Origin of the sequence: Arthrobacter sp. D5-1 (assembly GCF_017357425.1) — a bacterium.
In the GTDB taxonomy this organism is placed as follows: domain Bacteria; phylum Actinomycetota; class Actinomycetes; order Actinomycetales; family Micrococcaceae; genus Arthrobacter.
In genome coordinates this window covers 729137-754042 of the sequence record NZ_CP014571.1, presented here as the reverse complement: position 1 = coordinate 754042, position 24906 = coordinate 729137, and the positions used below count along the sequence as shown (strand labels likewise).

Genomic DNA, 24906 nt, shown 5'->3' with positions numbered 1-24906 from the left:
ACTCCGCTCACGCATCGGAAATACCCCAATTTTCCTGGGAGTTCGCGGCCCGGCCCACCGGAAGCTACGCGGCTGCCAATCGCAAAGGATCCCCACATGACCGATATGAAGAAAGCTGAACCCAAGCAACAGAAGCACTCCAGCCTGCCTGTTGTAGCTGCTTCGAGCCTGGCCGGCACAGCCGTGGAATGGTACGACTTCTTTCTCTACGGCACGGCAGCAGCGCTGGTATTCAACAAGCTCTACTTCCCCACCGACGATCCCATGGTCGGCACCATGCTGGCACTCGGAACGTTCGCCGCGGGCTTCCTGGCACGCCCCATCGGGGCCATAGTCCTGGGGCATCTGGGCGATAAGCACGGCCGGCGCGCCACGTTGGTGGCCAGCCTGATGCTCATGGGTGTCGCCACCACCCTCATCGCCTTCATCCCGTCGTATGCAGCGATCGGCCTCACAGCGCCGCTGTTGCTCCTGCTTCTCCGCTTGATCCAGGGGTTTGCCTTGGGTGGTGAGTGGGGCGGAGCTGTCCTCCTCGTCTCCGAGCACAGCAATGAGAGCGCACGACGCGCATTTTGGGCTTCCTGGCCCAATATGGGACCGCCCCTGGGCAACCTGATGGCCGCCGGCGTCCTGGCCATCCTCGCTGCCACCATGCCGGAGAGCGAGTTCCTGGCCTGGGGCTGGCGGATAGCCTTCGGCCTGTCCGCACTCCTGGTGGTTATTGGCCTGGTCCTGCGGCTCTACGTGCAGGAAACCCCGCTGTTCAAGGAAGCACAGCGGAAGCGCGAAGCCGAGGGCAACAAGGAACGCAAGATGCCCCTGACTATCCTGTTCCGCCGTAACTGGCGCGAAATCCTCATCGCCACCGGCAGCCGGATGGGCGAGAACGCGGGCTTCTACATCTATTCGCTGTTCATCATCACCTACGTCACCCAGATCATGGGACTGCAGAGGCAGACAGGCCTCACCGCCGTCATGATCGGGCAGGGCGTCGCCGTCGTCGCTATTCCCATCCTGGCGCTTTACGCGGACAAGGTGGGCCGCAAACCCATCCTGATCGGGGCCTCGATTGCCACCATGGTGTGGGCCTTCGCGTTCTTCGCCCTGCTCAATACCGGACAGACCTGGGGAATCATCGCGGCCGCCGTGGGTGGCCTGCTGATCTTCGCGGCGTACAGCTCGGTCATCGGCGCTTTCTTCTCCGAACTCTTCCCAACGGACGTCCGGTACAGCGGCACCTCAGTGGCCTACAACCTGGCATCGCTGATCGCCGGTTCGTTGTCACCGATCATTGCCTTGGCTCTCTACAGCGCTTTCGGCACCGGCTATGCGATCGGCATTTACCTGGCCGCCATGGGCCTGATCTCCATGGTCTCGGTGATGTTTGCCAAGGAAACCAAGGGCCTTCGCCTCAGCGACCTGGACAACGAACCCGCAAAGGAAAAAGTATGAAAATCGCCCTCGTCCAGGTAGCCAGCCCGGACTCCGAAACCCGCGAAGACCGAATCCACCGCGTCGAAGACATCCTTCGGGGCATCAACGGCGCCGAACTGATCGTCTTGCCGGAGCTGTGGAGCGCAGGCTACTTCCACTTCGACGAATACGAGACCTTGGCGGAGACACTCACAGGCCCCACGGTGACCATGTGCTCACGGGTAGCCAAAGACCTCGGCGTCTACCTTCATCTGGGCAGCATCATCGAAGCGGGCGACGACGGCCGGCTCAGCAACACCTCCATCCTGCTGGGCCCCGAGGGCAACGTGGTCCACACGTATCGGAAGATCCATGTGTTCGGCTACCAGTCCAAGGAGGCGAGCCTGCTGACGGCAGGTTCATCCCTTCCCGTCGCCCCCTTGCCTTTCGGGTCTGTCGCAGGCATCACCTGCTACGACCTCCGGTTCCCAGGATTGTGGATGGAGCTGAGCGAACGCGGCGCTGAGATCGTGATCGTTCCTGCTGCCTGGCCGGCCGCCCGGCGTGAGCACTGGCGCCTGCTCACCACGGCCAGGGCACTGGAGCACCAGATCTTCGTCATCGCCTGCAACGCGGCGGGCACCCAGGAAGGCGTGGAACTCGGAGGGCACAGCCGGGTGGTGGATCCCGCCGGCAACATCCTTGCCGAAGCGTCCTCCGACGAAACCGTACTGATGGTGGACATCGATCCTGGCCAAGTCAACGCAGTCCGCGCCGAGTTCCCCGTCATCGGCGACCGCCTCGCGGCCTACGACACACTCACCGTTTAGAACCAACACCGTTGGGAAGCACTTAAGGAGACGGAATGGAAACAACAAGGCAAGTCCCCCTCACCTTCCGGGTAGTGGGCACAGAGAAGACCATCATGGTCACGGACTTCCACGGTGTGGTGGCAGGTTACACAGGCCGGGATCCGAAAGCAGTACAGCACCACATCGATGAACTGGCAGCCATTGGGGTGGCTCCACCGCCAGAGGTCCCCATGTTCTATCGGATGGACTCGGATCTGTTTGAAACGGCGGGCGAGCATGACACCTCGGAGAACCTGACCTCCGGTGAGATCGAGCCTCTCTATATCCGCCACAACGGCAAGTACTACCTCGGTATCGGCTCAGACCACACGGACCGGGACATTGAAGCCCGGGACATCGGCGATTCCAAGCGCGCCTGTCCCAAGCCTGTCGCAGCAGAGGTCATCGAGGTGGAGTCGCTGGAAGACCTTGACCTCGACCAGTGCACCGCACGCTCGTGGGTGGACGGCGAGTTGTACCAGGAGGGTTCGCTGAGCGGCCTGCGCAAGCCGGCCGACGTCGTCGAGCGCCTCCTCGCACGCACCGACATCGGTGACGCCGACTTCATGTGCCTTGGGGGCACCCTGCCACTGCTGAACGGGAAGTTTGTTGACGGAACTTCCTGGAAGTTGGAGCTCTCCTTCCCGAATGGGACCACCATTGAACATAACTACAAAATGAAGAAAGGCTCACTCTGATGAGGACCGGAAATGAGTATCTGAAGTCCCTGAACGACGGCCGGACGGTGATCCTCGATGGCGAGGTAGTCGGCAACGTCCTGGAACACCCGGCCTTCGCGAAGGTTGCCCGGACCATGTCCGAGCTGTTCGACATCGCAGCCGATCCCGCCAACGGAATGCAATTCCACTCCGAGGAGATCGACGGACCGGCCAACCGGACCTTCGCCGCCCCCCGCACGCAGGAAGAGCTCGTCCTGCGCCGCCAGGCCATCGAAAAGTGGGCCAAGCACACCCACGGCTGGGTAGGCCGCAGCCCCGATCACGTGGGGACGTTCTTCGCCGCGTTCGGTTCCCACCCGGACGTCTTCAAGAATGAGGAACGTGACTTCGCCGGGAACGTTGAACGGTACTACAAGAGGATCCTGTCCGAGAACCTGTACCTTTCCTACGCGATCATTCCCCCGCAGGTTTCCCGCGCAACCACAGCGTCCGGTTGGGAAGGCGAATACCTGCAGGTCGGCGTCGTGCGTGAAACCGAGGAGGGCATTATTGTCCGCGGCTCACAGATGCTCGCCACGGGCGCCGCGATCGCCGACGAAGTCTTCGTCACCTGCATCAAGCCCTTGGGCCCGGACGACGTGGACTTCGCCGTCAGCTTCGCCCTCCCCGTGGCCACCGACGGACTGAAGCTCTACTGCCGCCGCCCGTTCGCACCGGCCGCTACCAGCGACTTCGACTACCCGCTGACCAGCCAATACGACGAACCTGACGCGCTGGTGGTCTTCGATGACGTGCTCATTCCTTGGGACCGCGTGTTCATCAACCGGAACATCGACACCTTGCGCCGCCAGTTCTTCGACACCGGCGCCCACGCCCTGGGCAACTGGCAGGCCCAGATCCGGTTCTCCACCAAGCTCAAGTTCATCGCCTCGGTGGCCCGCAAAGTGACGCAGGTGAACGGGACGGACAAGATCCCCGGCGTCCAGGAGAAGCTCGGCGAACTCGCTGCAATCGTGCAGTCCGTTGAGTCGGCGGTTCTCGCCGCGGAATACACGGCAACAACGGACGACGCCGGCATGAGGGTCCCGGGAAAGAGCGCTCTGTACGGGGCCATGGGCTTGCAGTCCGAAACGTACCCCCGCGTGATCTCGATCCTGAGGGACCTGGTGGGTGGCGGCGTCCTGCAGTTGCCGTCCAGCATTGCCGACATGACCAGCAGCGTGACCCGGCCGGACATGGAACGCTACGTCCAGTCGCCCGGCGTCAGCAGCGAGGAACGCGTCAAGCTCTTCAAGCTCGCCTGGGACATCATCGGTTCCGAGTTCGCCGGCCGCCATCAGCAGTACGAAATGTTCTACGCCGGTGCGCCCTTCGTGGTCCGCGGCGCCTACACCTACCGGAACTACGGCTACGACGCCCTGGTTGCGGAGCTGGACACGTTCCTGGGCTCCTACAGCATCGACGGCACCACGGCAGCGGAGGGGATCTGACCATGGCAAAGCCCGAATTCGAGTTCACTCCCGTATCGACGGTGGACTTCGCACCCTGCACCCCGCACATCGAGGGCCTGTCCGAGGCGGTCCTTGCCCGGGATTCCGACAACGACAGCGTTACCCGGATCCTCAAGTTCGAGCCCGGCACGGATACTTCCCCCAACGGCGTCCTCACGCATGACTTCTGGGAAGAGGTCTTCATTTTCGAGGGCTCGTTCGTGGACCAGCGCCTCGGCAGGACTTTCAAAGCCGGAGACTGGGCTACCCGTCCTCCTGGAATGGAGCACGGTCCTTGGATCTCAGAGAATGGCGCAAAGATGTTCGAAGTCCGGTACTACACGGATCCGGTACCAGCGGAGCGGAGCAACTGACATGAGCCTGGCACCAGCCTTCACCATCCCCGACGCCATGGGGATGCGCCGCGCCATGGGCCGTTTCGTCACCGGCGTCGCTGTGGTCACCACCCAGCACGAGGACGAGCAGTACGGGATGACCATCAGCTCGCTGACGTCCATCAGCCTTGAACCACCCATCCTGATGATCTCGCTGAACTTCGGCACCCGGACCGGCGAGGCCTTGATGGAAAGCGGCAAGTTCGCGGTGTCCATCCTCGGCGCGAAGCAGGAGTCAGTTGCCCGGCGGTTTGCCGTCCGTGGCGGGGACCGCTTCGGCGACGGCGATTTCGACGTCACAGACAGTGGCCTTCCGGTCATCAAGGGCGCCCTCGCCCAGGCGGACTGCAGTGTGGTGCAGCAGTACGACGTCGGCGATCATCAGGTCTTCTTCGGCCAGGTCACCACGTGCCGGGACCGGGACGGCGAGGTGCTGGCGTTCAAGGCGGGACGTTTCGGCTCGTTCAGCGACTTCGGCCATGCCGAGATCCCCTGGATGTTCTGAGCAGTCCTTAAACACGTGGTGCCCGGTTTCTTGAACCGGGCACCACGTTTGTTTTGGCTAGGCGATGGTCAACTCGCCCATGCGGTCCCAACCGCTGCCTTCGAACTGGCGGCTGATGATGTGCGGAGTTTCCACGAGGGCCTGCGGCATGTCCGCCATGGCCTTCTTGAAGTGGGCGCTGTTGACGTGGGCTTCGGCGGCATCGTCCTGGAAGGCTTCCACCAACACGAACTCGTTGGGGTTATCCACGCTGCGGGACCAGTCGAACCAGAGGTTGCCCGGCTCAGCACGGGTTGCTTCGGTGAAGTCAGCCACGAGGTCCAGCCAGCGCTCGGACCAATCAGGCTTGACGTTGAATTTGACCACAATAAAGATCACGGGCTGCTGCCTTTCGTTGCACTACAGATCCGTTCCATCTTTACAGAAGTTAAACCCGACGGCGGCCGCCACCTCAGGTGACGACCGCCGTCGAACGCTGTCTTTGGCTTGGTTGAACTACTTGGACGTGCCCTGCGAAACGGAGCCCTGCAGCTGGCGCTGGAAGATCACGTAGACGATGAGCACCGGGATGACCGTAACGCTGACGGCTGCGAACAGCGCGCCGTAGTCCACTGCGTAGCCCATCTGGCCGGCGAAGGCCGCGAGTTCCTGCGAGAGGACCCGGGGGCCGGCGGCGTTGATGGACACCGGAATCAGGAACTGGTTCCAAAGGCCCAGGAAGTTGAAGATGGCAACCGAGGCGAGGCCCGGCTTGGCCATCGGCAACATGACCTGGAAGAACGTCCTCCACTCCCCTGCGCCGTCAAGCGCTGCTGCTTCGGTGATTTCGTGCGGCAGAGACTTGAAGAAGGAGAAGAGGAAGAACACCGTGAACGGAAGCGCGAAGCCCACATACACCAGGATCAGGCCCGGCAGGGTGTTCAGCAGTCCCATGTTCTTCAGCACGAAGAACAACGGCACCATGGCAAGGAAGATCGGGAACGTCAGCCCGGCGAGCATCAGGTAGTAGATGGCCCTGCTGCCCCGGAAGGTGTACCGGGCCAGGACGTAGGCACACATCGCACCGAGGACCATGACGATCACCAGTGCTGCGGCCACAACGATGATCGAGTTCAGGAAGGCGCTGCCGATGCCGGCTTCGCTCCAGGCCTTGACATAGTTGTCCAGCTTCCATTCACCAGGCAAAGCGAACGGTGAAGCGAAAATCTCGCTGGAGGTCTTGAAGGAGGACATGAACGTCCACAGGAGCGGCAGGATAACGATCAGCGTCCAGATGGTCAGCGCGGTGTGGGACACCGCTCCCACCACTTTGTCGCCCTTCGTGGTTGCCGGGGTCCGGGGCTGGAAGTGCAGTGACTTCATTTCCGGGGTTGAGACTTTGGTACTCATTACAGGCTCACATCCTTATCGCCGCCGGTGAGCCGGTTGACCAAAAACACCAGTCCGGAGAAGATCAGCGTGGCAATGGCCAGCACAACGCCCATGGCGCTGGCGAGACCGAACTGTCCCTTGCTGAAAGCCGTGAAGAACAGTTGTTGTGCCATGACCAACGTGGAATTGTCCGGACCACCGCCGGAGTTCAGCGCGGCCATGTAGACGAACGCGTCCAGTGCCAGGATGCCCATGTAGATATAGGCGGTCTGGATGTTGTCGCGGATCAGCGGGATGGTGATGGACACTGCGGTGCGGAAGCGGCCCGCGCCGTCGATCCTGGCGGCCTCGAAAAGCTCCGCAGGAATGCCTTTGATGCCGGCGACGAACAGGACCATGTAGAAGCCTACGAAGCCCCACACAATCACGAACATCGTGGCGATCATTGCGGTGTTCTTGTCACCCAGCCAGGCGAAGTCCTTGAACTGGTCCAGGCCCAATCCGGTGAGGATGCCGTTCAGCAGTCCACCGGAGGGATCGTAGATCTGCCCCCACATGATGCCAATGGCCACAGCGGGAATGGTGTACGGGAAGAACGAGACCACGCGGTAGAAGCTGGAATTGCGCAGGCCCTTGATCTGGCCTTTGCTGCTTCCACCCACTGTCACCAAGGAGGCAAGGACCAAACTGAGGATGATGGTGATGATCGGGAGGAAGATCACCAGGACGATGTTGTTGGACATCGCCTTCATGAAGATGTCGTCCGTGAAGATCTTCACATAGTTTTCAAGGCCGATGAAGTTCTGGTTCGGCGAAAAACCGGACCAGTCCGTCAACGAATAACCGAAGGCCTGGATGAACGGCCAAATGACGAACAAGAGGTAGATCGCCAACGGCAGTCCGAGGAAGACGGCAAAGAAACTGACCTTGTCCCACGTCAACGGCTTCCGCCGCCGCTTAATCACTTGCGGTGGAGCCGGCGCCGGAACGACGGCGGCCAGGCCGTCGTCGTTCCGGCTCTGCTGAGTTTTCACTGACGTCACTTCACTTCGATCTTCTTGACCGAGCTGTCATTGCGGACCTTGTCGGTGATGTTCTGGAGTGCCGAGGTGAGGGTTGCGACGTCCGACTTGCCGTCCAGGAAGGTGTTCCAAACCACCAGCTGGTCCTTGTTGGTGCCGTAGAGGTCGATGAAGTTCCAGGTGTAGATGTTCTCGCCGGCGTCACTGAGCATCTTCGTCTGCGAAACCAGGGCTGTGGACCCGAATCCATCGGCCGGGACGGTGTCCTTGACGATGGTGGGAGCAAGCTTGGTCTTGGCGAAGTTGGTGGCAGCTTCCTTGGAGAGCATGATCCGGAGCAACTCCTTGCCGCCGGCGGCGTTCTTGCCCTGGCTCGGAACAATGAACGGCTCGCCTGCAGCGCTGTGAAGTGCTGTCTGCGGCATCTTGGGGCTGGCGCTCACGGACGGGGCCGGGGCACCCATCATGTTGAAGCCGGCCTTGGTCTGGTCCTTCATTTCGTTCTCGATCCAGGAACCCGAGGGGTAGAACACAGCCTCCTGGGCGTTGCTCCACTGTGCCTGGGCGGCCGTGAACTGGGTGCCGGAACCGCCGGGCTTGAAGAAGCCGGCCTTGACGATCTTGTCCAGGGCCGTGAAGACGGACTGGATGGCCGGGTGCGACCAGCAATCGGCCTTGAGGTTCTCCAAGGCGAGGCGAACGTCGTCGCCGCCTTCCTTGATGGCAGAGGCAATGGCCAGTTCCTGGTAGTACGTGGCAGCTTCCTTGCCCCAGACAAAGAGGTACTTGCCCTTGGCTTTGGCCTGCTCGCCGAGTGCGTACATCTCATCCCAGGTCTTCGGAACGGTCCAGCCGTTTTCCTTGAGCAGGGAGTCGGAGTACCACACGGCAAAGACGGTCAGGACGTAGTTCAGTGCAGCAAGCTTGCCGTCGAATGTGCCCGGAGCCAGTACGCCTGTGTACAGGGTGTCCTTGATGACCTTGCCTTCAAGGTTCTTGGCCTCCACAACGCTGGTGAGGTCCTCGAGCTGGGCAAGGATGGTGCTGAAGCCGATGGCCTTGGCGCCGGAGTTGTCGATCAGGTCCGGCGGGTTGCCACCGACAAAGCGCGGCTGAAGTTCCTGGGCGATATCCGTGGACGGGGAGATCTTGGCCGTGGAACCCTCATGCGCCTTCTCGAAGGCCTTGCCTGCGAACTCGACGTAGTCGATCCCGTAGCCGCCCTTGAAGATCACGGCGTCCACTGTGGACTTGTCTGCCATGCCGAACGGGTTGGTGTCGGAGACAGTGCCTGTGGGGCCGGCGGTGGTGGTGCCGCCACCTGCGGCACATGAAGCAATGGTTCCCCCCATGGGCACGAGCACGGCTGCAGCGAGTGCTCCGCGCAGGAATCCACGGCGACCGACGGACTGGTGCTGAACGTTCATTTCTAAACCCTCCAGTGACTCGTAGTGTCGACTGTTGCGGCGGAAAAGCCGGTCAGTCAGACAGTCTGGGTTGGCGCTCTGGCAGCACCAACCTTCTGTGACATAATTCACCACGAATGATCGAAAATCAATATTTCGCGGCAGTTTCGATCAACATATGTCAAAGCGTGATCTTTCTATGGTCCTTCGGCGAGGGCTTTTCCGCACTCCGTGATGGCTTCCCGGGCCAACGCCTTCTGCCCCTCGGATCCCAGTCGTTCCGCCCATTGTTCGGCCAATTGGAACTCCACCATGGCCTCCGTGAGCCGCTTTTTACCCCTCAGAAACGTCCCGAGGCCAACGTGCAAAGCAATCATCCAGCGCTTGGTCCGCTCATCACGTGCTGTCGAGGCATATTCGAGGGCACTTCGCATCCAAACCTCGGCGTGCGCGGCATCCGCGAGCGAGAGCATGTGGAGTGCATCGACGGCCAGGAATTCCTCACCAAGGTGGTCCGCCAACTCGGCAGCCTGCTCCAGGAGGGGAACAGCCATGGCGGGACGTCCGCCGGCGTTCAAAACCCGCCCGCGCTCCAGGAGGATGCGCACGCCTACGGTGGGCTCGTCGTCGTCGATGTCGTCCAGCAGCGCATCGGCTTCCTCAAAGCGTCCTTGCAAACTGATGGCCCGCCCAAGCTGGGTTGCCAACTCAGCACGTTCGTCGGCGTCGTACATTTCCTCGATCATCGCGGCACGGAATCTGGCTTCCGAGGCAGCCGGATCGCGAAAGTTCCATAAGTGGTCCAGTGTCTTCTGATCCAGCATCAAACCGCTCCTGACCAGCCCATGGCTGAGGTCTTTAGGTATGCAGTATCAATCTAGCCCCATGTCAGCGCCGTGGGGAGGGTGTGCGCGGGCGTGTCAGTTGCCTTGCGGCTTTGCGAGCCGGGCCCAGCCCAGTTGCTCCTGCTGCTTGCGGCTCAACGTTGCCACCACCAGGTCATAAGAGTCCTCCACCATGTCCCGCACCATTTGGTCGGATAGGCCACCATCCAGGCGAACACCGTTCCAATGGGTCTTGTTCATGTGCCAGGCACCCGTGATTTCAGGGTTTGCCGCCCTGAGCTGCTCTGCCAATGCGGGCTCGCACTTGAGGCTCACGGACCAGTTGTCCGGATCCATCGTGGAAAGGGCGAACATCTTCGCCTCGTGGCGGGCACCCCCGGCGACGGCGGCCCGTACCTTGAACACGGACGTCTCAGGCCCGAAGGGGAAGTCTTCAAAGGCGCCCGGAAAGCCCAGGCAGATGTCGCGGAGGGTGGAAACGTCCATGAAGCGAGCCTACTGGCGCTCCGGGCGCGGGGCCACGTCTACGCCGCTGCCTACGCCACGCCCAGGAAATCCTCCAGCAGCACTACTTCCAGCCCCGCAGCCAACTGGGCCGCACGGAAAGCAGCGAGGTCGGCGGCGAATTCGGCTCGGAAATGCATGAGCACAATGTCCCCCGGGCGCAGGGAGTTCCCCACCTGATAGTCCATCTTGCCCGCGTTGGCCTTGGCTTCCCAGGTGACGATCGCCTTCATGCCCGACGCCGCCACGGCTTGCCGCATCACGTTGGAGTAAGCCCCTCCAGGCGGCCTGAAGAGCGTGGGCCGGCGGCCGTAGTGCTGGAACGCGTACTCCTGCATTCCCACCATGTCGTTGACCTGCTGCTGGTAACCCCACTGCCGGACCATGTTGATGTTGTGCGTGACCGTATGGTTCTCAATCAGGCTGCCCTGGGCTTTGAAGGCGTTGAAGAAAGCCGGGTTGTCCGCCACTGTGTCCTTGGTGAGGAACAGTGACGCGGGGTAGTCGTACTCCGCCATCAGTTTCACGGATTCAAGCGTCTTGATGTTGCCGTCATCGATGGTCAGGAACACCACCGGGTGCTTCGTCTCGATCTTGCTGATCACTGGCGCCAGGCCGCCCACGATCGGCGGGAGTTGGTAGTCCGGAATGAAGGTGCGCCGGATGCGCTTGGTGGGGGTGGGCGTTGTGCTAGGCGTCGGCGTCGTCGAAGCGGACGACGTCGGAACCTCGCCTCCGACCCCCAGTGCACCGTTCTGCCCCGGCGCCTCGGGCGACCCGGCGGCTCCAGTGGGCGTCAGCGCCGGCGTCGAACTTTCCGCTGCTGTACAAGCTGTCAGGCCGGCCACCACGGAAGCGCCAAGGATGCCGAAAGCGGCCCGCCTGCTGGGAGTGGAAAATGACACCGCAGAATGGCCGCCGAACATGGTTGTCCCCCAAGACTCAAGAATTGATTCAGCTGAAATCTAACAGAGGAACCGGGCCTGGAATCACAAGCCGTAGTGCCAGCCTTCGCGCGCCGGGCAGGAGTTCACTACCACTTCGAGCCCCGCGTCCTTGGCACGCTGGGTAGCTTCGTCGTCGAATACGCCCAATTGAAGCCACACGGCCTTGGCGCCGATCGCAATCGCTTGGTCGATCACCGCGCCAACGCGCTGGGAGTTGACGAAACACTCAACAACGTCGATGGGATGCCTGGCTGCCGGAATATCCGCAAGGGTTGGGTACCCTTTCTCGCCGTGCACGTCCTCCCCCTTGAGATTTACGGGAATGATTTCCATGCCCATGGTGTCCCTGACATAGAGCGAGACCTCATACGCGGAACGCCACTGGTTGGTGCTGAGACCGACGATGGCCCAGGTGCCCTTTGTTCGCATCAAGCGTTCCACGACGTCAGGATCGTTGACATGCATCATCCCCCCAGACTACCTGCCCGCCGACGGGCCTTCTGGCCGAAATTCTGCGTCTGCGCCCAGATGGCGGGTGTCTAGCGGTGACCCTGCTTCAGCCACTTCTTCCACTGGTCCGTCACGGGCTGGAACTGTTCTGCGGTGCGCTTGTCGGACAGCGCCGGAAGCAACGTTCCTTGCTTGCTGCTGAGCCCGGGCTTTGCCGGCTTTCCGGTGTCGGTTTTTGACGCTTCAGCCTTAGGGGTATCCGCGCTCTGCCGCCCGAACTGGTCTTCCTTGGCCTGCGGCCCTTGGGCTGCGCCGCCAAGTGATTTGTTCGGCTTGGCAGTTCCTGGATGGGCAGAGCTTGCGTCGGCAGCGCCCGGCTGGGCAGCGCCGGCGTGGGCAGCGCCGGCGTCGGCAGGTTTAGGTACTGGAACTGCCGGGACGGCGTCGGGCGCCTGCGCCTGCGCCTGCGCCTGTGCCTGTGCCTGTGCCTGTGCCTGTGCCTGTGCCACATTGTCGGCATCAGCAGCCGCGGGGAGTGGAATGGTTGCCGCTTCCGAGGAAGGTGGAATCGCCGCGGGGTCTGCAGCAGGAGCCGGTTCCGTAGTGACTCTGGGAGCGTCAGGCGATGGCAGTTCGGGTGCCGCGATTGATGGCCGGGGGTGGAAATTGCTGATGAGCTGGTCAATGAAGGAAGGGTTCCGGGTGAATCCCGAGCTGGCCGCGGCGACGCCGCTCACCCCAAGTCCCATTGCAGCCACTACCGCGATGCTGACTACTGTTGTCCGGTGCTTGTGACGCCAGCGACGCTTGGACAGTTCATCGTGCGGGCCGGCGATCATGGCAGCGAGTTCCGGGCTGGGAGCGGGAGCCGGAAGGTTGGCGAAGGTACCCAGCGAAACCAGCGCTTGGCGGATGTCTGAAGCGTCGGCGAGTCCGGCGTCGAGCAGTAACTCGTCCACGATCGCTTCGCGTTCTGTATCCCTGCATGTCATGGCGACACATATTCCTTTACTGCCGAATGCTCACGGAGCGCAATGAGGGCCCGGCGCTGTAATTGCTTGACTGCGCCAGCAGTTTTCCCCATGATGTCGGCTACCTGTTCAACCGTCAGGCCGGCCACGATGCGGAGATGCAGGACCTCACGCTGGTCCTCGCCCAGGTTGTCCAGAAGCGCCGCAACCTCATATGGCGCCAGCCTGGACAAAGCTTCGGCCTCTGCAGAACTCGTTTCGCGCGTGTCCCGTTCGGGCTCGAACTCGTGCTGTATCGGCGCCCGGTTTTGCTTCCGGTGCTCATCCACCATCCGTGCATGGGCCACCGAGAAAATGAAAGTCCGCAAGCCATTGACGCCACCACTGAGGTCATCGAGCCGCGGCAACACCGCCAGGAACACGTCCTGCGTACTTGCTTCAGGATCGGGCACGCCTTTGGCCGTCAGGTATCCGAGAACCTGGCCCGCGTAGGCCTGGTAAACGGCGCTGAACAGTTCCGCGGTATTGCCCTTGAGCGCATGAAGCGCTTCGTCGGTCAACGCGTCGGTCACAATTGTGGGACTTTCGATCGGCGGCAGGTCCGTGGCTTTCCAGCCAGGTCACCCGTGTTGAACGACGGACAACCCCACCAAGGGTATCTGCTCTGCCGGGCCATCCCCAGGGAGGACCCGCTTGTCCGGGAAACTACTTTGGACAACTCCTCCGAACAAGGAAGAGCCGAGCTGGAACATGATGGGGGACAAATTCCAGCTCGGCCCTTTCACAGACGTAATCGACCAAGGACGCCAAAGGGTTACGCGAGGTACAGAGTTTTTTTGAAAACTTTTTGAGGGCAGCTGTTGCTACCTCCCTGCATCATGTTCTGGGGGTCGGCGTGGGAAGAGCCGGGCTCCCAACTAGGTAACAGTAAACGTCCCAGTGAGCGCTCAATGGGACATTTACTGTTACCTAGTTGGGCTGTTGGTCCGGCGCGTCCGTGGGGGCTTCGTAGCCTTCGGGAATCATCGGCACTGCGGCATCCAGCGCTCCGGTGTAGACACGCGCTGAGCTAAGGCGGCCGCCGCCACCCTTACCGCTTAGTTTCACGTGCAACCTTTTTGCGGTGACAACGGGCATCTGGTGAATGCGTCGGTGCCCCACCGTCTGCCCCTCAACAAGCCCCGCTCCACCATCAAGCCTCGCTCCCCCAACGCCGTCATCACCAAACACCGTGTGCTGAGTGATCCGTTGCCCCGAACTCAGGTCCTCCGCGAGTTCCACATGGTTGAACGTCACGGCAGCAGGGAAGCTCAGGGTCGCTCCGCCGTCGTGATGGTCAATAGTGGCCTCAACCGCACCGGAGAGGCGACGGTCCAGCTCGGTCTTCCACTCCTGGAGCCTCGCGACATCCTGCTCCGGAAGCAGCCCCCGGGTGTCTGGAGGAAGGTTCAGCAGGAGGTTCGCCCCCATTCCCACCGATTGGTAATAAATCGCCAGCAGGTGTTCGGTGGATTTGGGCTCGTCGTCCGGGTGCCAGAACCAGCCGCGGCGAAGGGAAACATCGCACTCCGGCGGTAGATAGTGTTCGATCCCCAGCCCTGAGCTGGACTCCGTGTACTGGGTGTCGGACGTGCGGTCCACCACGTAGTTCACGGGGTCCGACGCCAGCCCATTCTCATTGCCTACCCAGCGGATGGTGGGCTGGCCCATGTTGAAGATCATGGCTTCCGGCTGGTGCTCCTTAACAACAGCGATGATCCGTTCCCAGTCGTACTCGCGGCCCACTGAACCCGCGCCGTCGAACCACAGTTCCATAAGCGGGCCATAACTGGTACAGAGTTCCGTGAGCTGCTGGACGTAGAAGTCGTCGTAGGCCGCGGGATCGCTGTAACAGCCCGCGTTCCGGTCCCAGGGCGACAGGTAGAGCCCCAGTCCGACGCCCTGTTCTGCGCAGGCCCCGGCAACGTCGCGAACAACATCCCCTGACCCACCGCGCCAGGGCGAGGACGCGACGGAGTAGTCAGTTGTCGCCGTGGGCCAGAGGCAGAATCCGTCATGGTGCTTGGCAGTGAGGATCAAGTACCTCGCGCCCGCCTCCTTGGCCGCACGAACCCAGCTGCCGGCGTCGAGTTCTGTGGGGTTGAATTTCGACGGCGGTATGGTGCCGTCGCTCCACTCCTTGCCGGCAAAGGTATTGATGCCGAAGTGGATGAAGGCGCCGAATTCGAGTTGCTGCCAGCGAAGCTGCGCGGGCGTGGGCGTCAGGTGGTTCACTGGGCGGTTTCCTGTCCGTGGATCAACCACTGCGCGGTGCGGATGATGGCATGATCGCCTTGTTCGGTTCGTAGCCCCGCGATGTCGGATCGTGTCACGGCCGCTCCCTCAAAGAGGCTGACGATAGCGGCCGCCACTCCCCTCAGGGACGGCTCCGACAGTTCCGGCCGGCCCCGCCGGACAACACCTTGAACGTGCGCAGCGTATTGGTGGTAAAAAGACCGCAGAGCACCGGCCGCCTGATCATCCGAGGCGGCCAGTGCCCAAATCTCCAAGTGCATCCTTACATCAGCCAACTCCGAATGCTCCAGAAGCAGCGCGGTGAGCAGACGGCCGGAATCGTCCCGGGACAACGTGCCTGACGCGTCTGAGCCGAGGTCGAACCCGGCTGTCTCCTCAAGCCGCCGCAGCGAGCGCTCCAGAGCTCGCTCAAGGACGGCGCGGATAAGGTCTGAACGGGTTGGAAAGTAGTGCTGCAGATGTCCGATCCGCACCCCTGCGGCAGCGGCAAAGTCCCGCATTGCAGCGTTCGCGTTGCCCTTGGTGACCAATACTTCTTCAGCAGCGTCAAGGAGCGCAGCCTTCCTGAGGGCGCCCTTGCTTTCGGTCATGACCTCAATATTGTCACACCGTGCGATTCAAGTTCCGCGAGCCGGGATGCAGGATCCGGCGCGGATTCGGGGAAGGAAACACCGGGCCGCGCACCCTCCGCGAGAACTGCGCGCAGCCCCAGCAATCCGCCCAACGCGGTCAGATGGGCCTGTCCCTGCGGATCTGAAATGACGGCCGTTCGTGTTGTCCCCGGTCCTTTCACGTCAACACGGATGTGGGCCGTGCCGCCCGCGCCGGGCGAGTACAACAGGGAGCGTCGCAGCGGCGTCCACCGTTCCCCACTCCCCCAGCGGAACAGTCCCACCGCACGTGCGGCGAGCAACGCCGTCGTGGACGTATTGGAGCTGAACCCAATCCGGGTTGCCACCGATCCGGCACCAAGGGTGAGCGGCAAAGTGAACTGTTCGGGAGTGTCGAGCCGTGCCACCTTGGTGCGGTGCCCGGCAATGTCTACCCAGCGGGTGTCGCTCAACGGACGTACGACGGCGGCCTTACCGCCTTTGCGTACTTCAAAGTCCAGTCCCAGCCGGTCCATGAAGTCCACTGAATCAACTCCAGCGCTGTCGTTGATGTCGTAACGGATGGCGACGTCAATCTGGTCACTGCCGCCCGCGTCCTGGGCCAAGGCTGCTGCCACGATGTTGATCACGCCACCCATCCAGCCCGAGCTCAGCAATACAGGAGCAGTGGGCCGCAGGAGTGTTGCCAGGGTGGCTGCCCTGGTGACGCGGCTGGTCCAGCGGGTGACGTCGACGTACGGAATGCCGGCGCTGACGGCAGCGCGGAGAACTCTGTCGTCGGGGTCGTTGACAGTGCTGATCACCGCCCTGACCTTGGCTTCGAAGGGTTCCGGGCGGCTGAGGTCCCACCTTTCGAGGGTCACATTTCCGCTTGCCAGGTGGCTGCCGCGGTCCGGATTCCTGCCTGTGAGGAGCAATGGCCATTGGGTACCGGCGAGTCGTGTGAGGGCCGTACCGACGGTGCCGTAGCCGCCGACGATCAGGACGGGACCGGTGGGGTCAGATTCAAGGAGATCATTCATGACACTCACTTTAGGTCATTTGACCTAGAAATTCACAAACGCTGGAAACCCTATAGCTGCCACGCAACGGGGAGTAGGCTGCAAGCATCTGCCCGGAGCACTACACCGCGTACGCAAAGGAGAGATCATGACCCTTCCTCCCACTCACGAGCCCGAGCCATTCCCCCCGGACCCGGGTCCGGTGCCACCGCCACCGGACCCCACCACACCGTTTCCACCCAGCCCTATTCCGGATCCAAACCCCACACCCGGGCCATCGCCGGTTCCCGACCCAGGTCCGGTACCACCGCACCCCGATCCGACGCACTAGGAAGCCGATCCGGCACACTAGGAAAGGGCATTAGTCAGTAGGCTTATGTTTGATCAGGTCGGTTGACCGATGCGAACGAACAGGAGCCCCCATGACGGCACACGAGGAAACAGCGCCCGTTTCCGTCCGCAAGCAACGCAAGCCCGACCCCTGGAAGGACTCCTTGGGCCGCGCGTCCGTCCGGGCAGCGCAGGTACTGCTCATTCTGACCCTGACGGTGGTGGCGATCTTCGGGCTGCTTCAAATCCGCCTGCTCGTCATCCCGGTGCTCATATCCCTGATCCTGGCGGCGGCCATAGGGCCATTCGTCAATATGCTTCGACGGCGCGGCTGGCGCGGCGGCCTGGCCACCGGCGTCGCTTTCCTGGGCCTCCTGATAGTGCTCGGCGGGGTCATCACGGTGATCGTCCTGTCGGTGCGCAGCCAGTGGGACGAACTGATCAGCCAGGCCGCGGCCGGACTGGATGAGTTGGAGAACTTCCTGCTGACCGGGCCGTTTCCCATCGATCGGGAGCAGTTGAACCAGGCACGTGAAGCGGCAGTGGAGTTTGCCCAGAGCAGTCAGGTACGTTCCGGGGCGGTTACCGGGTTATCGGTGGTGACGGAGTTCCTTGCCGGCGCCAGCCTGGTGGTAGTGATCCTGTTCTTCTTCCTCAAGGACGGCGCCAAGATCTGGGAGTTCTTCTTGCGACCCTTCACCGGACTGAGGGAAGCCAAGCTTCGCCGGGTTGGAAAGCGAACCATGGAGGTTCTGGGCGGCTACGTCCGGGGCACGGCGATCGTTGCGTTGGTGGACACGGTAGCGATCGGCACGGTCCTGCTCATCCTCCAAGTGCCGCTGGCCATCCCCTTGGCAATCATCGTGTTCATTGGAGCTTTCATACCCTTGGTTGGGGCGACGGTCGCCGGGATCCTGGCAGCTTTGGTCGCGCTTGTCGCCAACGGCCCCATCGTGGCGCTGATCGTCGTGATCGCAGTGATCGCCGTCAACCAACTTGAAGGTGACTTCCTTCAGCCAGTGGTCATGGGCAAGTCCCTGGAACTGCACGCACTGGTCATCCTGATGGCGCTGACGGCAGGCACCATCCTCGCCGGGATCATCGGCGCAGTGTTGTCGGTTCCCATTGCGGCGGTCGCATGGGCCATTGTGCAGGTATGGACGGCAGAAGATCCGGACCTGGAACCCATGAATCCGGATCTGCCGCCGGTCAACAGCCAACCGGCTTAGGGCCAAGGAAGAGGGCCCCGGAAGCCCGTGATTATCCGAGCGCCTTCTTGAGCAACTCCACGATCCTTGCCTCGACCCCCGGCGTGATTTCCTTGAGGGCAAACGAGGTGGGCCACATGTCGCCGTCGTCAAGCTTGGCGTTTTCTTCGAACCCGAGCGTGGCGTAACGGGCCTTGAACTTGTGGGAGCTTTGGAAGAAGAGGATGTTCTTTCCGTCCTTGGCGTAGGCCGGCATCCCGTACCAGGTCTTGGGCGTGAGCTCGGGCGCATGCTCCTTGACGATCGCGTGAAGCGCTTCGGCCATGGCTTTGTCCCCCTCGGGCATCTCAGCGATTTTGGCCAGGACGTCAGCCTCGCCGTCGGCTTTGGACGCCTTCTTGCGCGGAGCCTTCTTCAGTTCCTGCGCACGCTCCTTCATCGCCGCGCGCTCTTCCTCCGTAAATCCGTCGTAGGACTTGGTCTTGTCGGTTGTTCCGGTCTCAGCCATGGTGGATTCCTTCTTCTGTCCTGCGTAACTGTGCGGTTAACCCCCAAGTTACGGTGCCAGCGGGACGAAAACTTCTCCGAAACTGCTCAGTTGGGGTTGCGGCGGGTCGAAGGGAAGCCGTCAGCTGACAGCGGTCAGGGCGTCGTCGTAGATCGCCAACGCCTGGCGTACTTCTTCGGGAGTCACGACGGCGGGAGGCACCACGTGCACGCGGTTGTCGGCGATGAAGGGCAACAGTCCGCGGTGGAGCAGTTCGGCTTTGAGCTTGCCCATGAAAGCCGAACTGACCGGCGTCCGGGTCTGGCGGTCCTCCACGAGCTCGAGTGCCCAGAACACACCACGGCCCCGGACTTCACCGATGGCGTCGTGCTTGGCAGCCAGGGCATTCAGGCCGGGCTCGAGGTGATCTGCGCCGATCCGGGCCGCGTTCCCGACGATGTTCTCTTCCTCGAAAGCCTCGATCGAGGCAACGATGGAGGCCGCAGCCAGCGGATGACCTGAGTAGGTGAGGCCGCCAGGGAAAACCCGTTCGTCAAAGGTGGCCGAGATGTCCTCGTTGATGACGACCCCGCCTACCGGGACGTAGCCCGAGTTGACGCCCTTGGCGAAGGTGATGAGATCGGGCCTGACGTTGAAGGCATCCAGGGCGAACCAGTCCCCGGTGCGTCCGAAGCCGGCCATGACCTCATCGAGGATCAGGACGATTCCATGCTGATCACAGAGTGCACGAACGCCCTCGAGGTAGCCAGGCGGCGGGAGCAGTATGCCGGCCGTCCCGGGAACGGTCTCGAGGAGCACAGCGGCAACGGACTGCGGACCTTCCAGTTCAATGGTGCGGCGCAGGTGCTGCAGGGCGCGCTCCGCTTCCTGTTCCGGAGTCTCGGCCCAGAACTCGGAACGGTAAAGGTACGGCCCAAAGACGTGGACGTGTCCGCGGGAGTATTCGTTGGGGATGCGGCGCCAGTCTCCCGTGGCCACGATGGCCGCGCCGGTGTTGCCATGGTACGAGCGGTAACGGGAGATGACCTTGTCCCGCCCTGTGTGCAAGCGGGCCATGCGGATGGCATTCTCGTTGGCGTCCGCACCTCCGTTGGTGAAGAACACCTTGTCCATAGTTGACGGCGCGTGGGACAGGACCTTCTGGGCCGCCAGGGCGCGGGTGTGATTGGCATGCGCGGGAGCAACCGTGGTGAGCGTGTCCAGTTGCTGCTTGATGGCTTCGATGAGGCGCGGGTGCTGGTGGCCGATGTTCGTGTTGACCAGTTGGCTGGAGAAATCCAGATATGTCCTGCCGTCGTGGTCCCAGACAGTACTGCCGGAACCACCGGCTATGGCCATCGGCTTCAGCGTCTTCTGGGCTGACCAGGAGTGGAAGACATTGCCAGTGTCCAGCGCGGCAACCTCTGCGTTGGAGGTGGGAACAGCCAGGGCGGTCCGGGTGGGAGACATTGAGGGTCCTCTCGAAAGGGCGGGTGGGGCTTCCCCTTCATCTTGAACTTTTGAACAGATCACCACCTCAGGACATTTGTATAGTTGGCAGGGTGTGGAACTACTTTTTTCCAAGGAGTGCCTGAGCATGCCGCCAACCATCAACACCATCCTTCGCAACAGCTCATTGAACCTGAGGCTGGTGACCCCGAAGGCAGGTGATCCTGCGCTGGAAGCGTCCGTGTCCTGGGTCCACAGTTCCGATCTTGACGATCCCACGCCGTTCCTCGATCCCGGGCAGCTGCTGCTGACAGACGGAACGCAGTTCCCGGTGGGCGACGGTCCCGTGGCGCTCTACAACGACTACGTGTCGCGGTTGGTCAAGCATGGGATCAGCGGCCTCGGTTTCGCCACCCAAGTGATTCACGGGGTGCTGCCACCAGGCCTGGTAGAGGCGTGCCGCAACCACGCATTGCCTTTACTGGAGGTCCCCGACAGGACGCCGTTCATCGCTGTCATTCGATTCGTTGCAGATTTGCTGGCGAGGGAACAGAACGCACGGTCCGAATGGTCGCTCCAAGCACAACGGGCCATCGCGCGGGCTGCCCTGCGTCCCGACGGACTGCGCTCCATCCTGGCCGAGCTTGAGCGGCAGCTGCATGGCTGGGTGGCGATGTTCGACGCTGCGGGAAACCATATCCTGATGCCCAACAACCGTCCCGTGCCGTCGTCGATCATGCCCGGCGTGATGGATGCCGTACGGAAATCCTTGGACCAAGGCTCGCGATCGGTCTCGCAACTGACGGTCGACGGCGAGCAGATCACCTTACAGACGCTGGGCCGCCGGCATCATTTGCGCGGAGTGCTGGTCCTGGGTGCCATCGAACCCCTGGATCCGGCCCGCACCGACATCATCAACAGTGTGATCGCGCTGGCCAGCCTCGCCCTGGAGCAAACGCGCACCCTCGATACCGCACGCCGCCACCTGCGTGCAGGCGTTTTCGAGCAATTGCTGGCAGGAAGCACGGATGTTGCCGAGCGCACGGCCCGCCAGGTCTGGGGCAGGCTGCCCGCCGACCCCGTTGTGGTGACCATGGCCCAACCTCCCGGGCAAGGACAGAACCTCCTGGAGGCGCTGGAACTGTTGTCGGACGACCACCGCGGCGCCGTCTTCTACGCCCAACGGAACGAGAACATCGTGGTGCTGGCAGGTCCGGCACTCCAACAAAAGGTCACAGTCCTCCTGGAACGGTACGGCGCAACGGCGGGCACGTCGGTGGAGACGGACTTCGTTCACCTCGCCAAGGCGTTGAAGGAAGCAGAGCGATCACTGCAAAGGGCTCGGGAACTCACCCGCCCCCTTGTGGCCTTCGAGGAAATCTCCCGGGGCGGGATGCTGGGCCTGCTGCACAGCGATGAAGCCGGATCCGTTGCCCGGCGACTCATTCAGCCGTTGGCCAAGCACGACGAAACCGAACAGACCCAGCTGCTGCCAACAGTTTCGGCGTGGTTGGCGAACAACTGCGTCTGGGATCGGACGGCACGGCAGTTGGGGATCCACCGGCACACTCTCAGGAACCGGATCGATACTGCGGGCACCGTCCTGGGACTCAACCTGGACAGCCTGCGCGACAGGCTGGAACTGTTCGCCGCCGTCGAGTTCCTGGAAGAGCGTTAGCCCCCACTCCCCTCTAGTTCTGGGGGAAGCCGAGGTTGATGCCGCCGTGGCTGGGGTCGAGCCAGCGTGAGGTGATGGCCTTTTCGCGGGTGAAGAACTGGAATCCATGCAGACCGTAAGCCTTCGAACTGCCGAAGATGGAGTCCTTGAACCCGCCGAACGAGTAGTAGGCCACCGGCACGGGGATCGGCACGTTGATGCCCACCATGCCCACCTCCACCTCGGTTTGGAAGCGGCGGGCGGCGCCGCCATCGTTCGTGAAAATGGCCGTGCCGTTGCCGAAGGCGCCCGAGTTGATCAGGTGCAGGCCCTCTTCGTAGCTCTTGACGCGGACAACGGCCAGGACCGGGCCGAAGATTTCCTCCGTGTAGACGCGCGAGGTGACCGGGACGTCGTCGATCAACGTGGGGCCGAGCCAGAAGCCGTTCTGGTCGCCGTCCACCTCAATGCCGCGGCCGTCCACCACAACCTTGGCGCCGTCCTCGAGGGCCACGTCGATGTAGGAGGCCACTTTGTCGCGGTGCTGGCGGGTGACCAGTGGGCCCATGTCGCAGTTGCGGCGTCCGTCGCCGATCCGGAGCGTGGACATGCGGGCGGTGATCTTCTCGATCAAGGCATCGGCGACAGGCTCGACGGCGACCACCACGCTGATGGCCATGCACCGTTCGCCGGCGGAGCCGAAGCCGGCGTTGATGGCGGCGTCGGCAGTCAGTTCGAGGTCGGCGTCGGGCAGGACCAGCATGTGGTTCTTGGCACCGCCGAGAGCCTGGACGCGCTTGCCGTTGCGGGCCGCGGTCTCGTAGATGTACTGCGCGATCGGGGTGGATCCAACGAACGAAATCGCCTTCACATCCGGGTGCTCCAGCAGTCCATCCACGGCTTCCTTGTCTCCATGCAGGACGTTGAAGACCCCATCCGGAAGTCCCGCCTCGGTGAAGAGTGCAGCGAGCCAGTTAGCCGCCGTCGGGTCCTTTTCGCTCGGCTTCAGCACCACGGTGTTGCCGGCCGCGATGGCGATCGGCAGGAACCACAGCGGCACCATGGCGGGGAAGTTGAAGGGGCTGATGATGCCCACCACGCCCAGCGGCGACTTGGTGGAGTAAACATCGACGCCGGTGGAGACATTCTCTGAATGCTCGCCCTTGATGAGGTGCGGGAAGCCGGTGGCCAGTTCCACGACTTCCTGGCCGCGGGTGATTTCCCCGAGGGCATCGGAGATCACTTTGCCGTGCTCGGAGGTGATGATCTCCGCGAGTTCACCCTTGCGCTCGTTCAGCAGTTCCCGGAAGCGGAAGATGATCTGCTGGCGCTTGGTGATCGACATGTCGCGCCACGCCGGGAAAGCCTTGTTCGCCGAGGCGATGGCCGACTCGATGTCCTCGGCATTGCCAAGGTTGACCAGCTTGGTTTCCCGGCCAAGGGCGGGATCGAAGACGGGGGCCGTGCGGTCCCCGGCCGACGGCGCCTCAGCGCCCCCGATCCAGTGCGGGACCACCTGGAGTTCGTTGATTTCAGACACTGCGTACTCTTCTCTGCCGACGGGATCGATGTGAAGCATCTGGTTCAACCGTAGGGAAGGGTCCGGCAGTAAGGGGCACGACATTGAGCGAAGAATCGTCCACGCGGTCGACATATGTACAGGGAAGCACGAGGTGTTCAGACCCTTGGCTATACAACTTGGAGCCGCGCTTGCCGCCGGAGATCGGCTCACCCTCCGTTAAAGGTCACCAAACGGCCAACCTGTCATGACAAGTTGGCCATGGTTCCTTTGCCCGCAATTCACCGGACGAATCTACCTTCTGAGGGTCAACGCATCCCGTATGAATGAAAGGTTCCATCATGATTTCCCCCAGCCGCCGCTCTGCCATCGCAGCATCAATCGCAGGGTTGGCCACCATCGGGGCCACGGCCGCCGTCGCATCTCCCGCGCAAGCCTCCGAGAATGGACACGGCAGCAACCGCCCCTCCGGCAAGGCCACAGTCTTCACGGTCATCAGCGATATCCAGGGCGATCTGGCCGATTTTGACCTCGCGCTCAAGGACATCGAAAGTACCAATCCGAGCAAGCGAAGCGCAGGCCTGGTGGTCAACGGAGACATCACGCCGCGGGGCTACGACTTTGAGTACGATGCCGTGCGGAAAGTGCTGGATGCCAACACCCACGCTTCCAACGTCCACTGGGCCATCGGCAACCATGAGTTCTACGTCCCGAAGTACTCCAATCCCACCACGCTCGCCCAGGCCACATGGCCCAACGGAACTACTGAAGCTTCGCTCTTCGAAAGCTTCTTCACCTTCACCGGTCGGGACAAGGTCTACGCCGAAATTGACCTTGGAGGCGTGCCGGGACTGATCCTGGGTACCGAGAAGTACATGCATTACCACGATGCGAAGCTGTGGGACGAGGTCTGGCTCAGCGAGGAGCAGATCACCTGGCTCGAGCAGCGTCTGGCTTATTGGGCCCGCAAGGGAAAACCTGTCATGGTTTTCACCCACCACCCGTTCCCGGACACGGTCTCTGGGACCCGCAACAACCTGTACAAGAACGACTACCTTCAGGCGGATCGGCTACTGGGCATCCTGGGCAAATACAAGAACGTCTTCGTCTTCACGGCCCACACCCATTGGGCGCTTCAGTTGGCTGACTGGGAAGTTCGCCGCACGGTTCCAGGCACGGGCAACCTGCAGGGATTCCAAGTCATCAACACCGGCGCAGTCCAGACGCTCTGGGAGGACAATGGCGCGGGCGGTGAACGCGCCTTGGATGGCCGGGAAGCCAGCGGGTTGCAAGTTGAGGTCTACAACGACTGCGTAGTAGTCAGGGCCCGCGACTACCGCCGGGGCGAATGGATCAAGGAAGTTCAGATTCCGCTGTTCTAGCCGGACCGCCTCCCCCAATCGTTCCCGCCCGGTTAACCTTCGTGCCATCCAGCTTCCCTACTGTGATCCCGCTGGGGGGATCGGAATCGACAGAGGGAAGCGCTATGTGCACTGGAG

The 24906-nt window shown here is 62.2% G+C and carries 25 protein-coding genes; 9 read left to right on the top strand and 16 right to left on the bottom strand.

The features are described from left to right. Nucleotides 1-96: 96 nt before the first annotated feature. The 6 genes from AYX22_RS03630 to AYX22_RS03605 are packed head-to-tail and all read left to right on the top strand — an operon-like array spanning nucleotide 97 to nucleotide 5334. Nucleotides 97-1452 (top strand): MFS transporter, encoded by a 1356-nt coding sequence (locus AYX22_RS03630; RefSeq protein WP_207596161.1) that lies wholly within the window; start codon nucleotides 97-99, stop codon nucleotides 1450-1452. Continuing rightward, nucleotides 1449-2243 carry a carbon-nitrogen family hydrolase gene (locus tag AYX22_RS03625; protein ID WP_207596160.1) on the top strand — a complete coding sequence of 265 codons (795 nt, stop codon included), beginning with the start codon at nucleotides 1449-1451 and terminating at the stop codon, nucleotides 2241-2243. Before AYX22_RS03630 ends, AYX22_RS03625 begins: the two co-directional genes overlap by 4 nt. 35 nt (nucleotides 2244-2278) lie before the next feature. Next, nucleotides 2279-2962 carry a DUF2848 family protein gene (locus AYX22_RS03620; RefSeq protein WP_207596159.1) on the top strand — a complete coding sequence of 228 codons (684 nt, stop codon included), beginning with the start codon at nucleotides 2279-2281 and terminating at the stop codon, nucleotides 2960-2962. Continuing rightward, a complete protein-coding gene (locus AYX22_RS03615; RefSeq protein WP_207596158.1) occupies nucleotides 2962-4434 on the top strand; it encodes a 4-hydroxyphenylacetate 3-hydroxylase N-terminal domain-containing protein in 1473 nt (490 codons plus the stop codon). The genes AYX22_RS03620 and AYX22_RS03615 overlap by 1 nt, the downstream gene beginning before the upstream one ends. A 2-nt stretch (nucleotides 4435-4436) precedes the next feature. Continuing rightward, a complete protein-coding gene (locus AYX22_RS03610; RefSeq protein WP_207596157.1) occupies nucleotides 4437-4808 on the top strand; it encodes a cupin domain-containing protein in 372 nt (123 codons plus the stop codon). A gap of 1 nt (nucleotide 4809) precedes the next feature. Further along, on the top strand, nucleotides 4810-5334 hold the full coding sequence (locus tag AYX22_RS03605) for a flavin reductase family protein (protein ID WP_207596156.1): 525 nt from the start codon (nucleotides 4810-4812) through the stop codon (nucleotides 5332-5334). 57 nt (nucleotides 5335-5391) lie between these two features. Here AYX22_RS03605 and AYX22_RS03600 read toward each other — a convergent pair whose 3' ends face one another. The 13 genes from AYX22_RS03600 to AYX22_RS03540 form a co-directional block, all read right to left on the bottom strand. Then, complete coding sequence (locus tag AYX22_RS03600; protein ID WP_207596155.1) at nucleotides 5392-5712, bottom strand: putative quinol monooxygenase; 321 nt, start codon at nucleotides 5710-5712, stop codon at nucleotides 5392-5394. A gap of 117 nt (nucleotides 5713-5829) precedes the next feature. Beyond that, nucleotides 5830-6723: a carbohydrate ABC transporter permease gene (locus AYX22_RS03595; RefSeq protein ID WP_026541797.1), complete on the bottom strand. Its 894-nt coding sequence runs from the start codon at nucleotides 6721-6723 to the stop codon at nucleotides 5830-5832. Next, a complete protein-coding gene (locus AYX22_RS03590; RefSeq protein WP_242703509.1) occupies nucleotides 6723-7739 on the bottom strand; it encodes a sugar ABC transporter permease in 1017 nt (338 codons plus the stop codon). Before AYX22_RS03590 ends, AYX22_RS03595 begins: the two co-directional genes overlap by 1 nt. A 5-nt stretch (nucleotides 7740-7744) precedes the next feature. Next, nucleotides 7745-9154: an N-acetylglucosamine/diacetylchitobiose ABC transporter substrate-binding protein gene (gene ngcE, locus AYX22_RS03585; protein ID WP_089593576.1), complete on the bottom strand. Its 1410-nt coding sequence runs from the start codon at nucleotides 9152-9154 to the stop codon at nucleotides 7745-7747. Between the two features lie 176 nt (nucleotides 9155-9330). Beyond that, nucleotides 9331-9957: a hypothetical protein gene (locus AYX22_RS03580; protein ID WP_207596153.1), complete on the bottom strand. Its 627-nt coding sequence runs from the start codon at nucleotides 9955-9957 to the stop codon at nucleotides 9331-9333. A gap of 96 nt (nucleotides 9958-10053) precedes the next feature. Then, nucleotides 10054-10464 (bottom strand): MmcQ/YjbR family DNA-binding protein, encoded by a 411-nt coding sequence (locus AYX22_RS03575; RefSeq protein WP_207596152.1) that lies wholly within the window; start codon nucleotides 10462-10464, stop codon nucleotides 10054-10056. 50 nt (nucleotides 10465-10514) lie between these two features. Next, nucleotides 10515-11387 (bottom strand): polysaccharide deacetylase family protein, encoded by an 873-nt coding sequence (locus AYX22_RS03570; protein WP_242703508.1) that lies wholly within the window; start codon nucleotides 11385-11387, stop codon nucleotides 10515-10517. Between the two features lie 84 nt (nucleotides 11388-11471). Beyond that, complete coding sequence (locus AYX22_RS03565; protein WP_207596150.1) at nucleotides 11472-11897, bottom strand: CoA-binding protein; 426 nt, start codon at nucleotides 11895-11897, stop codon at nucleotides 11472-11474. Between the two features lie 71 nt (nucleotides 11898-11968). Beyond that, nucleotides 11969-12871 carry a hypothetical protein gene (locus AYX22_RS03560; protein ID WP_207596149.1) on the bottom strand — a complete coding sequence of 301 codons (903 nt, stop codon included), beginning with the start codon at nucleotides 12869-12871 and terminating at the stop codon, nucleotides 11969-11971. Further along, nucleotides 12868-13422 (bottom strand): sigma-70 family RNA polymerase sigma factor, encoded by a 555-nt coding sequence (locus AYX22_RS03555; RefSeq protein WP_207596148.1) that lies wholly within the window; start codon nucleotides 13420-13422, stop codon nucleotides 12868-12870. Before AYX22_RS03555 ends, AYX22_RS03560 begins: the two co-directional genes overlap by 4 nt. A gap of 397 nt (nucleotides 13423-13819) precedes the next feature. Then, a complete protein-coding gene (locus tag AYX22_RS03550; RefSeq protein ID WP_242703507.1) occupies nucleotides 13820-15124 on the bottom strand; it encodes an alpha-L-fucosidase in 1305 nt (434 codons plus the stop codon). Further along, nucleotides 15121-15735 carry a TetR/AcrR family transcriptional regulator gene (locus tag AYX22_RS03545; RefSeq protein ID WP_207596146.1) on the bottom strand — a complete coding sequence of 205 codons (615 nt, stop codon included), beginning with the start codon at nucleotides 15733-15735 and terminating at the stop codon, nucleotides 15121-15123. The genes AYX22_RS03550 and AYX22_RS03545 overlap by 4 nt, the downstream gene beginning before the upstream one ends. After that, entirely contained in the window at nucleotides 15732-16778 is a 1047-nt protein-coding gene (locus tag AYX22_RS03540) for a saccharopine dehydrogenase (protein ID WP_207596145.1), read from the bottom strand. The genes AYX22_RS03545 and AYX22_RS03540 overlap by 4 nt, the downstream gene beginning before the upstream one ends. 401 nt (nucleotides 16779-17179) lie before the next feature. Here AYX22_RS03540 and AYX22_RS03535 point away from each other — a divergent pair, with 401 nt between their 5' ends. After that, nucleotides 17180-18316, top strand: coding sequence for an AI-2E family transporter (locus AYX22_RS03535; RefSeq protein WP_207596144.1), 1137 nt, complete (start codon nucleotides 17180-17182; stop codon nucleotides 18314-18316). Between the two features lie 31 nt (nucleotides 18317-18347). Here the strand turns inward: AYX22_RS03535 and AYX22_RS03530 are convergent, their stop codons facing one another. Both AYX22_RS03530 and AYX22_RS03525 read right to left on the bottom strand, forming a co-directional pair. Continuing rightward, entirely contained in the window at nucleotides 18348-18803 is a 456-nt protein-coding gene (locus AYX22_RS03530) for a DUF1801 domain-containing protein (RefSeq protein ID WP_207596143.1), read from the bottom strand. A 120-nt stretch (nucleotides 18804-18923) separates the two neighbouring features. Next, nucleotides 18924-20252, bottom strand: coding sequence for an aspartate aminotransferase family protein (locus AYX22_RS03525; protein WP_207596142.1), 1329 nt, complete (start codon nucleotides 20250-20252; stop codon nucleotides 18924-18926). A gap of 127 nt (nucleotides 20253-20379) precedes the next feature. Between AYX22_RS03525 and AYX22_RS03520 the strand changes: the two genes are divergently transcribed. Continuing rightward, nucleotides 20380-21909: a PucR family transcriptional regulator gene (locus AYX22_RS03520; RefSeq protein ID WP_207596141.1), complete on the top strand. Its 1530-nt coding sequence runs from the start codon at nucleotides 20380-20382 to the stop codon at nucleotides 21907-21909. Nucleotides 21910-21922: 13 nt separating this feature from the next. Here the strand turns inward: AYX22_RS03520 and AYX22_RS03515 are convergent, their stop codons facing one another. After that, the gene (locus AYX22_RS03515; RefSeq protein ID WP_207596140.1) at nucleotides 21923-23467 is read right to left on the bottom strand and encodes a CoA-acylating methylmalonate-semialdehyde dehydrogenase; all 1545 of its coding nucleotides are present in this window, start codon (nucleotides 23465-23467) and stop codon (nucleotides 21923-21925) included. Between the two features lie 281 nt (nucleotides 23468-23748). On the opposite strand from AYX22_RS03515, the gene AYX22_RS03510 reads away from it, so the two are divergent. Beyond that, nucleotides 23749-24789 (top strand): DUF4073 domain-containing protein, encoded by a 1041-nt coding sequence (locus tag AYX22_RS03510; protein WP_207596139.1) that lies wholly within the window; start codon nucleotides 23749-23751, stop codon nucleotides 24787-24789. Nucleotides 24790-24906 lie beyond the last annotated feature (117 nt).

Excerpts from the sequence above, each read along its gene's own strand:
- AYX22_RS03630 (WP_207596161.1), top strand. The coding sequence starts at position 97 with ATGACCGATATGAAGAAAGCTGAACCCAAGCAACAGAAGCACTCCAGC.
- AYX22_RS03625 (WP_207596160.1), top strand. The coding sequence starts at position 1,449 with ATGAAAATCGCCCTCGTCCAGGTAGCCAGCCCGGACTCCGAAACCCGC.
- AYX22_RS03620 (WP_207596159.1), top strand. The coding sequence starts at position 2,279 with ATGGAAACAACAAGGCAAGTCCCCCTCACCTTCCGGGTAGTGGGCACA.
- AYX22_RS03615 (WP_207596158.1), top strand. The coding sequence starts at position 2,962 with ATGAGGACCGGAAATGAGTATCTGAAGTCCCTGAACGACGGCCGGACG.
- AYX22_RS03610 (WP_207596157.1), top strand. The coding sequence starts at position 4,437 with ATGGCAAAGCCCGAATTCGAGTTCACTCCCGTATCGACGGTGGACTTC.
- AYX22_RS03605 (WP_207596156.1), top strand. The coding sequence starts at position 4,810 with ATGAGCCTGGCACCAGCCTTCACCATCCCCGACGCCATGGGGATGCGC.
- AYX22_RS03595 (WP_026541797.1), bottom strand. The coding sequence starts at position 6,723 with ATGAGTACCAAAGTCTCAACCCCGGAAATGAAGTCACTGCACTTCCAG.
- ngcE (WP_089593576.1), bottom strand. The coding sequence starts at position 9,154 with ATGAACGTTCAGCACCAGTCCGTCGGTCGCCGTGGATTCCTGCGCGGA.
- AYX22_RS03580 (WP_207596153.1), bottom strand. The coding sequence starts at position 9,957 with ATGCTGGATCAGAAGACACTGGACCACTTATGGAACTTTCGCGATCCG.
- AYX22_RS03575 (WP_207596152.1), bottom strand. The coding sequence starts at position 10,464 with ATGGACGTTTCCACCCTCCGCGACATCTGCCTGGGCTTTCCGGGCGCC.
- AYX22_RS03565 (WP_207596150.1), bottom strand. The coding sequence starts at position 11,897 with ATGATGCATGTCAACGATCCTGACGTCGTGGAACGCTTGATGCGAACA.
- AYX22_RS03560 (WP_207596149.1), bottom strand. The coding sequence starts at position 12,871 with ATGACATGCAGGGATACAGAACGCGAAGCGATCGTGGACGAGTTACTG.
- AYX22_RS03545 (WP_207596146.1), bottom strand. The coding sequence starts at position 15,735 with ATGACCGAAAGCAAGGGCGCCCTCAGGAAGGCTGCGCTCCTTGACGCT.
- AYX22_RS03540 (WP_207596145.1), bottom strand. The coding sequence starts at position 16,778 with ATGAATGATCTCCTTGAATCTGACCCCACCGGTCCCGTCCTGATCGTC.
- AYX22_RS03535 (WP_207596144.1), top strand. The coding sequence starts at position 17,180 with ATGACGGCACACGAGGAAACAGCGCCCGTTTCCGTCCGCAAGCAACGC.
- AYX22_RS03530 (WP_207596143.1), bottom strand. The coding sequence starts at position 18,803 with ATGGCTGAGACCGGAACAACCGACAAGACCAAGTCCTACGACGGATTT.
- AYX22_RS03525 (WP_207596142.1), bottom strand. The coding sequence starts at position 20,252 with ATGTCTCCCACCCGGACCGCCCTGGCTGTTCCCACCTCCAACGCAGAG.
- AYX22_RS03520 (WP_207596141.1), top strand. The coding sequence starts at position 20,380 with ATGCCGCCAACCATCAACACCATCCTTCGCAACAGCTCATTGAACCTG.
- AYX22_RS03515 (WP_207596140.1), bottom strand. The coding sequence starts at position 23,467 with ATGCTTCACATCGATCCCGTCGGCAGAGAAGAGTACGCAGTGTCTGAA.
- AYX22_RS03510 (WP_207596139.1), top strand. The coding sequence starts at position 23,749 with ATGATTTCCCCCAGCCGCCGCTCTGCCATCGCAGCATCAATCGCAGGG.